Source organism: Faecalibacterium sp. PGM34 (assembly GCF_054456555.1).
The window spans coordinates 2,602,353-2,614,772 of sequence record NZ_CM136898.1 but is presented as its reverse complement, the minus strand read 5'-3'; the positions used below and the strand labels follow the sequence as shown (position 1 = coordinate 2,614,772).

Genomic DNA, 12,420 nt, shown 5'->3' with positions numbered 1-12,420 from the left:
AATGACAAAAAGAACCCCGGCGTGGCTTGCGTGCCCGCCGGGGAATATGTATTAAACGGTACCCTTTGTCAGGGACGACCGCAAAGCTATGGGCCTGTTTATTTGAATCGTTCCTTTTTTGCTGTCACTCTGCCTGTATCTCTTCCACCAGCGGCAGATAGTCGGCACAGTATTTCCGGTACAGCGGCAGCTCAAAGCAGCCGCCTGCAATGGCTTCCTTGCGGGCGGCTGTTTCCTCCTGTGCCCAGCGCTGGCGCTCGTACTGCGCCGATGCCCGGGCGCACGCTTGCAGGATCTGCCGGTATTCCTCCGGCAGTGCGTCCCATGTGCGGCCGGAAGCCAGCTGCACCTCCGGTACGCGGCTGTGCTCATCGGTCATATAGTACCGCGCAACCTTGTAGTGCTCCATGGAATAGTAGGCCGGCCAGTTGTTCTCAGCGGCATCGACCTGCCCGGTCTCAAGCGCCGAGTACACGTCGCTGTACGCCGTGGTCTCCGGCACTGCACCCAGCAGGCGGATCATGTCGATCACGATCTGCGAATCCTGCACGCGGATGGTCTTGCCCTGCTCTTCCGAGCCGTACTCGCCGTTCGCCTTGACCTGAATGACCACCTTGCCCCCGGTCTGCTGCTGCACAAGATCCGCAAAATACTGTGCGCCCTGCGTGGTGGGGTACCCGGCGGGCTGGTTGTCGGCATAGGTCAGCACATAGTCCGGTGTGATCTGCGGCTTTGCGGCACAGCCTGCCAGCTGCAAAGCCGCAAAACCCAGCCCGGCTAAAAAAGTCCGTCTGCGCATGATGTCTCCCTCCCTTTGCAGATAGTATAGCGCACAAGGCTGCCTTTGTGCAAGAGACAGGAAAAGGCGGTGCCTGCCGCAAAGCAGGTACCGCCTTTTTAGGAGAAGAAGAATAAGAATAAGAAGGAGATGTCTCAGTTACATCAGGCCCATTGCCTGCGGCAGTGCGGTAGACACTGCCGGGATAAAGGTGACCAGCAGCAGGCCGGCGATGATGGCCACATAGTACATAAGCATGTACGGCATGACCTTGGAAAGCGAGGTGTGCCCCACCTTGATACCCACGAACAGGGCGTTGCCCACGGGCGGGGTGATGTTGCCGATGCAAAGGTTATACACGAGGATCAGACCGAACTGGATGGTGCTCATGCCAAAGCTCTGGCAGATGGGCAGAAACAGCGGGGTGAAGATGAGGATGGCCGGGGTCACATCCATGAAGGTGCCGGACACCAGCAGGATCACGTTCATGATGAGCAGAATGATGTACTTATTGCTGGTCAGGCTCAGCAGGGCTGCCGCCACAGCATCCGGGATCTGCAAAAAGGCCATGACCCAGCCCAGAATGTTGGAAACACCCACAAGGAACACCACCATGCCGGACATCTTGACAGAATCCACGATGATCTTCCACAGGCTTTTCAGGTTGATAGAGCGGTAGCAGAAAGCCAGCACCAGCGCATAGACAACCGCAATGGCAGAGCCCTCGGTGGCAGAGAACACACCGCCGATGACTACGATGATCAGGGACAGAGAAGGCAGGGCGCGCAGGGTGCAGACGCCGAGATTTTTCCAGTCAAATTTGCCGGGTGTGCCCTTGTACCCCAGCTTGACAGCCAGCAGCACGCCCACCACGCAGCAGCACAGCGCCCAGATGATGCCGGGGATGTAACCCGCCATGAACAGCGCAGCCACAGAGGTGCCACCGGATGCCAGCGAGTAGGTGATCAGGGCGTTGGACGGCGGGATCAGCAGGCCGGAGCAGGAGGATGCGGCGTTGGTGGCAGCGGTCACGGCGGGGTCGTAGCCCTGCTTGTCGGCACCGTCGCGGATCATGGAGCCAACAGCAGCAGCCGCAGCAGATGCAGAGCCGGAGATTGCACCGAACAGAGCGTTGGTGCCGATATTGGTCACCAGCAGTGCGCCGGGCAGCTTGCCCAGAATGACCATGACGAAATCCACCAGACGCTTGGCGATGCCGCCCTGATTCATGATGTTGCCCGCCAGAATAAAGAACGGGATGGCGGTCAGGCTGAACTTGCTCATGCCCACAAAGGTGCGCTGGGCAGCAGTCAGCACGGCAACATTCAGATCAATGAAAGAAAGAATGGCAGTCAGATGGGAACGGAGCCGGAAGTGATGCTGACCGAGTGGGAAGAAAAATACGGCCTGGAAACGGAACACGTCAACATCTCCAACAACGAGGATGTGAAGCAAAAGCTGGCAAACCACGAGATCGACTGCTTTGTTTCGCTGGAAGAATCCTTCTGGGCAGAGCGTGGCATCTCGACCATAACCCGTGTGGGAGAATCCGGCATCTACTATGCGATCAACAAAAACCGGCCTGATCTCAAGGAAGAACTTGACGATGCGATGCGCACATTGGACGAAGCTGTGCCTTTTTATACGGCGGATCTGTACAAAAGATATTTCTCAATGGATTATACGCCCATCCTTATAGGGGAGGAAAAGGCGTGGCTCAGAAAGCACGGTGCGATCAGGATGGGCTTTCTGGCGAGCGACAGCGGCGTCAGCACCTACGACCCTGCCACCGGGGAGCTTACCGAGGCAATCACGGACTATATTCAGTTTGCCGTAGGCTGTCTGGGCAATCAGGAGCTGGAATTCCAGCTGGTCGGCTATGACAGCAGGAAAGCGGAACTGGATGCGCTGAGATCCGGCGAGATCGACATGATCTTCCATTTCGACCAGAACCCAAATCTGGCGGAAGAGTATCATGTTGCCTGTACCAGCACAACGTGGACCACCAACCTGATGGCGGTCACGAACAAACAGCACTTTAACGAAAGCAAGGCAAACCGCATTGCCGTTCCCCAAAACAAACTCTCCCTGAAAAAGTACCTTGCGTTTTATTACCCGCAGTGGGAGATCGTGGACTGCGATACACAGGAGGATGCGGCAAGGCTGATCGAAACCGGACAGGCAGATTGCTTTGTTACCGGGATCAGCAGTGAGAAAAATTACAGTAAGAAATACGGGTTTTACAGCGTTCCGCTGTTGAACCCTGTAAGATCCTGCTTTGCAGTCAATAGCGGAAACCGCAGCCTGTTGTCCATCCTGAACAAAACGATCAAGGTAATATGCTTGCCGGCGCTTGCGATGTATAAAAGCTCCGCGCGGAAGGTTACCCTGAGCGATTTTATAAAGGATAACTTCTTTATGGTTATGCTGATCAGCAGCATTGCTGTTGCAGTTGTTCTGCTCACGAATTTGAAGCTGCTCCAGAAGGCGCGTAAAGCCGAAGCTGCTGCAAGGAAAGCCGCAAACGAAACGCAGGAACTGAATGCAAAATTGCAGGTCGCCGTGGAAAAAGCAGAGAGTGCTAACCGCGCCAAGAGCGCCTTCCTTTCCAATATGTCCCACGATATCCGCACCCCCATGAACGCCATCATCGGCTTTACCACGCTGGCGCTCAGCAATATTGACGATACCGAGCGGGTGAAGGATTATCTTGGCAAGACCCTTGCATCCAGCAACCATCTGCTCTCCCTCATCAACGATGTGCTGGATATGAGCCGCATTGAAAGCGGAAAAATCCATCTGGAAGAGGTGGAGGTCAACCTTTCGGATGTGCTGCACGATTTAAAAACCATCGTCAGCGGGCAAATTTATGCAAAGCAGCTGGAGCTTTACATGGACGTCATGGACGTGACCGACGAGGACGTCTACTGCGACAGGACCCGGCTGAATCAGATTTTGCTGAACCTGCTGTCCAACGCCATCAAGTTCACCCCGGCGGGCGGCACGGTCTCGGTGCGGGTGCGGCAGCTTGCCGGTAAGGTGCGCGGCTGCGGACAGTACGAATTCCGCATCAAGGATAACGGCATCGGCATGAGCCCGGAGTTTGCCCAAAGGATCTTTGAGCCCTTCGAGCGGGAACGCACCTCCACGGTAAGCAGAATTCAGGGCACCGGCCTTGGTATGGCCATTACCAAAAACATCGTGGATATGATGGGCGGCACCATCGAGGTGCAGACAGCGCAGGGCAAGGGCACCGAGTTTACCGTCTGCGTGCCCATGCGCGCACAGACCGAGCAGCGTCCGGTGGAAAAGATCACCGAGCTGGAAGGCCTGAAAGCACTGGTGGTGGACGACGACTTCAACACCTGTGACAGCGTGACAAAGATGCTGGTCAAGGTGGGTATGCGCGCCGAGTGGACCCTTTCCGGCAAGGAAGCGGTGCTGCGTGCACGGCAGTCCATCGAGATGAGCGATGCCTACCACGCCTATATCATCGACTGGCGTCTGCCGGATATGAACGGCATCGAGGTTACCCGCCGCATCCGCAGCCTGAACGATGACACGCCTATTATCATCCTGACCGCCTACGACTGGTCGGATATTGAGGTGGAGGCAAAAGCTGCCGGTGTGACCGCCTTCTGCTCCAAGCCCATGTTCATGTCCGACCTGCGCGAGACCCTGATGAGCGCCCTCGGGCAGAAGCAGACGGATGCGGCGCAGGGGCTTTTGCCGGATAAGAACGCCGACTTCAAAGGCAAGAACATTCTGCTGGTGGAGGATAACGAGCTGAACCGCGAGATCGCACAGGAAATTTTGCGGGAGTACGGCTTCCGGGTCGACACGGCCGAAAACGGCGCCGTTGCGGTGGAAAAGGTGAGCACTGCTGCGCCGGGCAGCTATGATCTGGTGCTGATGGATGTGCAGATGCCGATCATGGATGGCTATACCGCCACCCGGAAAATTCGCGCACTGGACGACCCTGCCCGGGCAAAGCTGCCGATCCTTGCCATGACCGCCAACGCCTTTGACGAGGACCGCCGCAACGCACTGGAAAGCGGCATGAACGGCTTTTTGTCCAAGCCCATCGTGATCGGCGACCTTGTGCAGGAATTGCACAAAATTTTGTGAACCAAACGCCGGTCAGGTGAATAAAAAAGAATGCACCCGCAGCATTTGCGCCCGGAGGCCAAAACCTCTGAAAAGCCTGCTGCGGGTGCTTTTTGTTTCCATTGTCTTTAAAAACCTCTTGACAATGGGAACTTTTTTGATTATAGTGGAACTAACAAATATTAGTTAGTAAAGGGCAAAGAAAAATGGAAGATACCAAGCAGCGCATTCTGGAAAAATCTCTGGAACTGTTTTCGACCAAGGGATACGACGCCGTCAGTGTGGGGGAAATCGCAAAAGCGGTGGGCATCAAGGCACCCTCGCTGTACAACCATTTCCCCAGCAAGCAGGCGATTTTTGATGCCATCGTAGAATCAACAGCTGCCCACTACGAAAGAGATACGGGCAGGATCGACATTCATGTGCAGAATGTAAAGCAGGACTGCCTTACGTTTTCTCATATCCCGGAGCAGGCTCTTGCGGACAAAGTCCGGCAGATCTTCCTGTATTCTTTGCACGATAAGCAGGTCAGTCAGTTCCGCCGGATGATGACACTGGAGCAGTTCCGTTCCCCCAAATTTGCCGAACTGCTTTCCAAACGCTATGTGGATTGGATGATCTCCTACCATGCAGGTATCTTCCGTGCGCTGGTCGCAAACGGCGAACTGCGAAACGAAGACCCTGATACGCTGGCGTGGATGTATGTTTCACCGATCATCGTCCTACTGAGCGTCTGCGACCGCCAGCCGGAACGGGAAGCCGAAAGTCTTGCAAAGCTGGACGCCCATGTAAGGCTGTTCTTCCGTACTTTTAACATCGAGGGAGGTGAAAAATAAAGGGATTTTTGAATTTTATATTGAAGTAGAAAAACGACATAAATGCTATAATCAAAGGAGAGCTTTTTGAAACATACAACATTTGCACTGGGACTTGTGGGCTGACCGGGAGGTCTGGCAAATACCACAAGCCACGCCTCCCGAGGACGAACAGACACAACTCTTCAGGAGGACGATACCATGAACCGTGAAAACAAACGCAAGACCTTTGAAAAAGGTTACTATAAGACCCACGCCTGCAACGACACCTTTACCTGCAAAGTCTGCGGACGGGTCTGCACCCCGCAAAATGCCGGGAGCGACCACCGCAACCATTGCCCCAACTGCCTGTCCAGCCTTCATGTGGACGAAGAACCCGGCGACCGTGCCTCCGACTGCGGCGGCATCATGGAGCCGGTGGCCGTCTGGGTACGCAAGGGCGGCGAGTGGGCCATCATCCACCGCTGCAAACGCTGCGGAAAACTCAGCTCCAACCGGGTGGCGGCAGACGACAACCCCATGAAACTCATGAGCATTGCCATGAAGCCCCTGTGCTCTCCGCCGTTCCCGCTGGACTATCTTGAGGAAATGACCGCCCTGATGGGCGGCGATGGACGGATGCGGTAAACCGCAGCCAAAAATAAAAAGGCCGCTGTATCGGAGAAGCGCTCTGCGGTACAGCGGCCTTTTGCAACTTGCCCCCTGATTTTTACAACTTACTGCACCCATCATGGAACAATCGGGCGTTCTGTGCTATATTCTTTACAGGGAAAGGAGTGAGGACATGAAGGTAACGGTGGAACAGATTACCCCAGAGCGAGCGGAAGAAGTTTTGCTGCGGTGTCACGACCCAAAAGAGCCTTGGGTGGAGGAAATCCAAAGCATTGCTGCCGGGCAGATCACCGTCAACGGCATGGCAGACGGGAAGCTGTGTCGGCTGAAACTTGCCGACATCTATTATTTTGAAGTGGTGGACGGAAGCGCTTTTTTCTACTGCCAGAAAGAGGTGTTCTCCAGCAAACAAAAGCTCTACGAATTTGAAGCTTTGTGTGTTGGCACCATGCTGTTCCGGTGCAGCAAGTCCATGATCCTGAATGCCGGGAAAATAGATTATGTCCTGCCCTCTCTTTCCGGCCGCTTTGAGGCGGTTCTGGACAATGGCGAAAAAGTGATCATATCCCGGCAGTATGTCAGCACGCTCAAACGGCTGCTGGGACGATAAGGAGGAGCGTATGAAAAAAATCGAATTCTGGCTGCATCGGTTTGTTTTTGTGTATGGACTTATCATGCTCAGCACCTTTTTCATGTGTCTGCTGTTCAACCCTACCAGCGAACTTCCTGTCATTACGTTTTTTGGACGCTGCATCCTGCTGACGCTGGTCAGTATGATGACCCTTCTCATCTATACCTCCGGCGAAGAATTGAGCAATCGTGCATGGTGGATCCGCACCCTCCTGCACGCAATTTTGCTGGAAGTGGTGCTGCTCCCCCTCGCCCATAACTGGGGTTTTTGGTACAACACGCTGGATGGGCTGATTTACGGCACATTTATTCTGGCGGCAAAGGTAATGTGGCATCTCATCGACTTCGGACAGAGCTTTTACATGGCAGCAGCGTTGAACGAGCAGATTCGGAAGCGCAAGCGGGAGGAGATCCAGAAAGAAGGGTCGAACAATGGATAAAATGGATTGGATACGCTGCCCGAAGTGCGGCAGCAAAACACGCACCATGATCCGGGAGCATACGGTACTGGAAGATTTTCCGCTGTTCTGCCCCAAGTGCAGGTATGCCTGCGTGATCCGCTTCAAAGACGGAAAAATGGAAGAAACTGTGCCGGAAAAGGCATAATGAAGGGGGATGCTTCGATGGAGTATATCCGAATCACAAAAGAAAACATCGACAAGGAACACATCTGTTGTGCCATGTCCGGTAAACAGAGCCTTGCCAAGAAGGAATGGCTTAAGCAGCGATTTGAGGAGGGGCTTGTTTTTTACCGCAGTGCGGAGCGGGGCAAATGCTTTATCGAGTACATCCCAGCAGAAAACGCATGGGTGCCCATGGATGCGGCAGGCTGGCTTTATATCAACTGTCTGTGGGTCTCCGGCTCCTTGAAAGGACACGGCTATTCCAGTGAGCTGCTGGAAGAATGCCTTCGGGATGCCAAGGCGCAGGGCAAAAACGGCATTTGTATTCTGTGTGCCGAGGGGCGCAAACGGGAGTTTCTCGCTGACCCAAAGTTTTTGACCCATAAGGGCTTCAAGGTTTCGGATCTCTCCGATTGCGGGATCAACCTCATGTATCTGCCCCTTGCAGAGAATGCCCAGCCGCCAAGATTCAAAGACTGTGCCAAGCATCCCAAGGTGGAGGAAAACGGATTTGTCCTCTACTATACCGATCAGTGCCCCTACACCTATTATTGGGTGCCAAGGGTGCAGGAGGCTGCAAAGGAACATGGGATCCCGTTCAAAGCCATCCACATCACCGAGAAAGAGACGGCACAGAATGTGCCTGCACCGGTCACAACATACGCATTGTTCCGGGATGGGAAGTTTGTGACCCAGAGCATCCAGTCGGACAAGAAATTTTTGAAATTAGCAGGCGCAGCGGATTGAGAGATTCAGGAAAAAATGCAATACGATCAAACGATTATAACCCCAAAAGGACTGGCAGTCCACATCCGAAACGGCGTGGCATCCGATGGAAGTGCCGTGCTTGAAAACTTTAATCTGACACACGCAGAAACAGATTATCTGCTGAGTTATCCTGATGAAAATCACTTTGATGCGGAACAGGAAAGCCGCTACTTAGAGAAAAAAGAAACCAGCCCGAATGAGATCGAACTGATCGCCTTTGTGGATGGTAAAGTGGCAGGAACTGCCGGGATCGATGCGATCGGAACGCAGTATAAAGTGACGCATCGTGCTGAATTTGGCATCAGTATCCTAAAAGAGTATTGGGGCCTGGGGATCGGGCGAGCCTTGATGGAAGCCTGTATCCATTGCGCTAAAACCGCCGGATACGCTCAGTTAGAGCTGGAGGTAGTGGCGGAAAACGCAAGAGCGATCTCCATGTACCAGACGGCAGGATTTGTGGAATATGGCAGAAACCCAAAAGGTTTTCGCTCTCGGAACGCAGGATATCAGAAACTGATCTCCATGCGGCTGGAATTATAAATCTTATCATCAATCAAGACGCCAGACGCTCAGACGCAGTGCAACCCATAGAATTGGGGTGCGCTGCGTTTTTATTTTGGAGGATTTTATATGGAAGAAATTGTTGTATATGTTCACGGAAAGGGTGGTTCGGCACAAGAGGCCGAGCATTATAAAGCCCTATTCCCTGACTGTGAAGTAATTGGTTTCGACTACCACGCACAATCTCCATGGGAAGCTACGGAGGAATTTTCCGGATTTTTTGCGGCAGTTCGGAAACGCTGCAAGAAGCTCGCACTGGTGGCAAATAGCATTGGTGCGTTCTTTTCGCTCGCATCATTGAATGAAAAATTGGTGGATGCCAGTTATTTTATTTCTCCGGTAGTTGATATGGAGCAGTTGATCTGCAATATGATGCGGTGGGCTGGCGTCTCCGAAGCAGAACTTGCAGAGAAGCAGGAAATCTCCACAACATTTGGCGAAACGCTGTCGTGGAAATATCTCTGCTATGTCCGAGAGCATCCGATTTCATGGAAAATCCCTACCCGCATTTTGTATGGGGAAAAGGATGCTCTGACCTCCATGGAAACCATAAAAGCCTTTGCGGAAAAGAACAACGCAGAGCTGACCGTTATGCCGGGCGGAGAGCACTGGTTTCATACGAAGGAGCAGATGCAATTTCTGGATCACTGGATAAAGAATAGGAGAGCCTGCAATGAAACAGAAAATAAGGACGGCTTCGATTCTCCTGCTTATGATTCTGGGAACCGGGCTGGTGCTGATGGCTTGCGGTTCCAAAAGCCTTGCTGACAGCCGCACAGCAGGCTCGGATTCTTATGGCCTGAATGTTGAAAGCATGACAGGAACAGACAGCTACCAGATGAAACTGCAGGAGAGCGAAGTACTTGCGGTCTATTTTGAAACTGTAAGAGGCTCCATGTGCATGGAGATCCAAGCGCCGGATGGAAGCCTTTTGTATCAAGGCAACGGAAAAGGCGTGACTAAGTTTACGGTAAATATTCCCGAAAGCGGTACATACTCCATTTTCGTGGAGGCGCACCGCGCAAAGGGAATCATCCAAGTTCAGCGAAAAGAGGAAAGAAATTGAAAAAACTCTACGAGAACAACGAGCTGACCTTTTATAAAGAAAATCATAAAGAGACCGTAATGAATTACGGCAAAGGAGAATAGTATGCTGAAAATCGAACATTTGTCAAAAACGTATGGGAACAAAAAGGCGGTAGACGATCTGAACCTGCACATTGCTCCCGGTGAAATTTATGGCTTTATCGGTCATAACGGCGCGGGCAAGACGACTACCCTGAAATCTGTGGCAGGTATTTTGCAATTTGACACCGGAGAGATCTATATTGACGGAAAATCCATCCGGACACAGCCGCTGGAATGCAAACGCAGCTTTGCCTACATCCCCGATAATCCCGATTGGTACGATTACATGACGGGAATCAAATACCTGAATTTTATTGCGGATATTTTTCATATCAGCGCCGCAGATCGCCAGATGCGTATCCGTAAATATGGAGACCTTTTTGAACTGACGGACGATCTGGCGCAGCCCATTGCCGCCTATTCCCACGGCATGAAACAGAAGCTGGCGATCATTTCTGCATGGCTGCATCAGCCGAAGCTGATCCTTATGGATGAGCCGTTTGTGGGCCTTGACCCCAAGGCATCCCATCTGCTCAAAGGAATGATGCGGGAGGTCTGTGATGCAGGCGGTGCCATTTTCTTTTCCACCCATGTGCTGGAGGTGGCGGAAAAGCTCTGCGACAAGGTGGCCATCATCAAGGGCGGAAAGCTGATTCGCTCCGGCACCATGGAGGCAGTCAAGGGCGATGATTCTCTGGAGGATGTGTTTCTGGAACTGGAGGGAGAATCATGCTGAAACTTTTGCTGAAGAAACAGCTGCTTGAGATCTTTCAAGTCTATTATTACGATGCCAAAAAGAACAAGGCTCGTTCCAAAGTTTCGACGATACTGCATTTTCTTCTGTTCGCCTTACTGGTTTTTGGACTTTTGGGCGGCATCTTTACCTTCCTCGCCGTAAAGCTATGCCCACCGCTGCTAGCAGCGGACATGGACTGGCTATATTTTGCGCTGATGGGACTGATCTCCGTGCTGTTGGGTGCTTTCGGCAGCGTGTTCAACACCTATGCCGGGGTCTATTTGCCCAAGGATAATGATCTGCTTTTATCTATGCCGATCCCGGTTTCGGCGTTGGTGGGTGCACGTCTGGCCGGAGTCTACCTGATGGGGCTTCTGTATTCTGCCGTTGTCATTCTTCCGGCGGTCCTTGTCTACTGGGTCACGGTAGGCGTTACGCTTCCGGCGGTTCTGGGCGGGTTGCTGCTGACGCTGTTGATCTCCATTTTTGTGCTGACCATCTCCTGTATGCTGGGATGGATGGTGGCAAGGATCAGCCAGAAGCTGAAACACAAGAGCCTGATCACGGTGCTGGTCTCGTTGGCAGTGATTGGTGTATACTATTTTGTCTATTTCAGGGCACAGACCATGATCCAGCAGTTGCTGGCCAATGCCGCAGTGTATGGTGCCCAGATCAAAGGCACCGCCTATCCTGTGTACCTGTTTGGCAGCGTTGGCGTTGGCGATGTCAGGGCATCCATAATCATTTCAGCGGCGGTTGCGGCGCTGTTTTCACTGATGTGGGTACTGCTTTCCCACAGCTTTTTGCAAATCGCAACCGCTACGGGCAAAGTGACACACAGAGAATATCGGGAGACACGCAGCCGACAGCGAAGCACTAACACAGCACTGCTGTGCCGGGAGTTTTCCCGTTTTGCCGCAAGTCCCAGCTATATGCTCAACTGCGGTCTTGGCACCTTTCTGATGCCAGTCTGCGGTGGTGCGCTGCTGTGGAAGGGCGGCGAGCTGCTTGCCGTGCTGGATGCCATCTTTGCTGAAACGCCCGACAGCGTACCCTTCCTATTGTGCGTGGTGCTTTGCAGTCTTGCCTCCATGAACTTTATGACCGCACCTTCGGTATCTTTGGAGGGAAAAAGCCTCTGGCTGCTGCAATCTCTCCCGGTAGAGTCATGGAGGATCTTTCAGGCAAAAATCAGGATGCAGCTCATTTTGACCGGTTTGCCGCTGCTGTTGTGCATCGGGTGTACGGCAGCAGTTTACCCCTTGCACCCGATGCAGATACTGATGCTTCTTCTTTTTGCCAGCTCCTATACGCTGCTTATGGCACTGGTCGGTCTGTTCTTTGGCGTTAAGATGCCCACATTGACATGGACCAACGAAATTATGCCCATCAAGCAGGGGGCACCGGTCATGATCACATTATTCTGCGGTTTCGGCTACATGGCGTTGCTGTTCGTTGGATTTATGCTTCTGCCGGGGTGGACCTTGGGCTTTCTTGGGTACATGAGCTGCTTTGTAGGGGCGAATCTGCTGCTATCCGTGCCCATCTACCTGTGGCTGCGAAAGCAAGGCGTTGCCCGGTTTTCGGCTCTGTAATGGCAACGTTATAAGAGCTTCCTTCAGGGGTGGATGGAGAAAGGCAGCATTGACGGAATGTCTGCGC

The 12,420-nt window shown here is 53.0% G+C and carries 14 protein-coding genes; 12 read left to right on the top strand and 2 right to left on the bottom strand.

The features are described from left to right. Positions 1-124: 124 nt before the first annotated feature. Both dctP and ACXPUX_RS12700 read right to left on the bottom strand, forming a co-directional pair. Positions 125-799 (bottom strand): TRAP transporter substrate-binding protein DctP, encoded by a 675-nt coding sequence (dctP, locus tag ACXPUX_RS12705; protein ID WP_458828619.1) that lies wholly within the window; start codon positions 797-799, stop codon positions 125-127. A gap of 138 nt (positions 800-937) precedes the next feature. Continuing rightward, a complete protein-coding gene (locus ACXPUX_RS12700; RefSeq protein ID WP_458828618.1) occupies positions 938-2,200 on the bottom strand; it encodes a TRAP transporter large permease in 1,263 nt (420 codons plus the stop codon). Here ACXPUX_RS12700 and ACXPUX_RS12695 point away from each other — a divergent pair. From ACXPUX_RS12695 to ACXPUX_RS12640, 12 genes are all read left to right on the top strand, one after another. Then, entirely contained in the window at positions 2,135-4,906 is a 2,772-nt protein-coding gene (locus ACXPUX_RS12695; protein ID WP_458828617.1) for a response regulator, read from the top strand. The genes ACXPUX_RS12700 and ACXPUX_RS12695 overlap by 66 nt on opposite strands. 185 nt (positions 4,907-5,091) lie before the next feature. Beyond that, entirely contained in the window at positions 5,092-5,721 is a 630-nt protein-coding gene (locus ACXPUX_RS12690) for a TetR/AcrR family transcriptional regulator (RefSeq protein WP_458828616.1), read from the top strand. Positions 5,722-5,901: 180 nt separating this feature from the next. After that, a complete protein-coding gene (locus ACXPUX_RS12685; protein ID WP_128117731.1) occupies positions 5,902-6,327 on the top strand; it encodes an RNHCP domain-containing protein in 426 nt (141 codons plus the stop codon). Between the two features lie 157 nt (positions 6,328-6,484). Next, positions 6,485-6,922, top strand: a complete 438-nt coding sequence (locus ACXPUX_RS12680) for a LytTR family DNA-binding domain-containing protein (RefSeq protein WP_458828615.1) — start codon at positions 6,485-6,487, stop codon at positions 6,920-6,922. A 10-nt stretch (positions 6,923-6,932) separates the two neighbouring features. Beyond that, positions 6,933-7,382, top strand: a complete 450-nt coding sequence (locus ACXPUX_RS12675) for a hypothetical protein (RefSeq protein WP_458828614.1) — start codon at positions 6,933-6,935, stop codon at positions 7,380-7,382. Then, positions 7,375-7,548 carry a cysteine-rich KTR domain-containing protein gene (locus tag ACXPUX_RS12670; RefSeq protein WP_458828613.1) on the top strand — a complete coding sequence of 58 codons (174 nt, stop codon included), beginning with the start codon at positions 7,375-7,377 and terminating at the stop codon, positions 7,546-7,548. The genes ACXPUX_RS12675 and ACXPUX_RS12670 overlap by 8 nt, the downstream gene beginning before the upstream one ends. Before the next feature lie 17 nt (positions 7,549-7,565). Next, positions 7,566-8,312, top strand: coding sequence for a GNAT family N-acetyltransferase (locus ACXPUX_RS12665; RefSeq protein ID WP_458828612.1), 747 nt, complete (start codon positions 7,566-7,568; stop codon positions 8,310-8,312). 15 nt (positions 8,313-8,327) lie between these two features. After that, positions 8,328-8,873 carry an N-acetyltransferase family protein gene (locus ACXPUX_RS12660; protein WP_458828611.1) on the top strand — a complete coding sequence of 182 codons (546 nt, stop codon included), beginning with the start codon at positions 8,328-8,330 and terminating at the stop codon, positions 8,871-8,873. 90 nt (positions 8,874-8,963) lie between these two features. After that, positions 8,964-9,662 carry an alpha/beta hydrolase gene (locus ACXPUX_RS12655; protein ID WP_458828610.1) on the top strand — a complete coding sequence of 233 codons (699 nt, stop codon included), beginning with the start codon at positions 8,964-8,966 and terminating at the stop codon, positions 9,660-9,662. Further along, on the top strand, positions 9,628-9,960 hold the full coding sequence (locus tag ACXPUX_RS12650) for a hypothetical protein (RefSeq protein ID WP_458828609.1): 333 nt from the start codon (positions 9,628-9,630) through the stop codon (positions 9,958-9,960). Before ACXPUX_RS12655 ends, ACXPUX_RS12650 begins: the two co-directional genes overlap by 35 nt. Before the next feature lie 84 nt (positions 9,961-10,044). After that, a complete protein-coding gene (locus tag ACXPUX_RS12645; RefSeq protein ID WP_458828608.1) occupies positions 10,045-10,758 on the top strand; it encodes an ABC transporter ATP-binding protein in 714 nt (237 codons plus the stop codon). Further along, complete coding sequence (locus tag ACXPUX_RS12640; RefSeq protein ID WP_458828607.1) at positions 10,752-12,353, top strand: hypothetical protein; 1,602 nt, start codon at positions 10,752-10,754, stop codon at positions 12,351-12,353. The genes ACXPUX_RS12645 and ACXPUX_RS12640 overlap by 7 nt, the downstream gene beginning before the upstream one ends. The last annotated feature ends 67 nt before the right edge of the window (positions 12,354-12,420 follow it).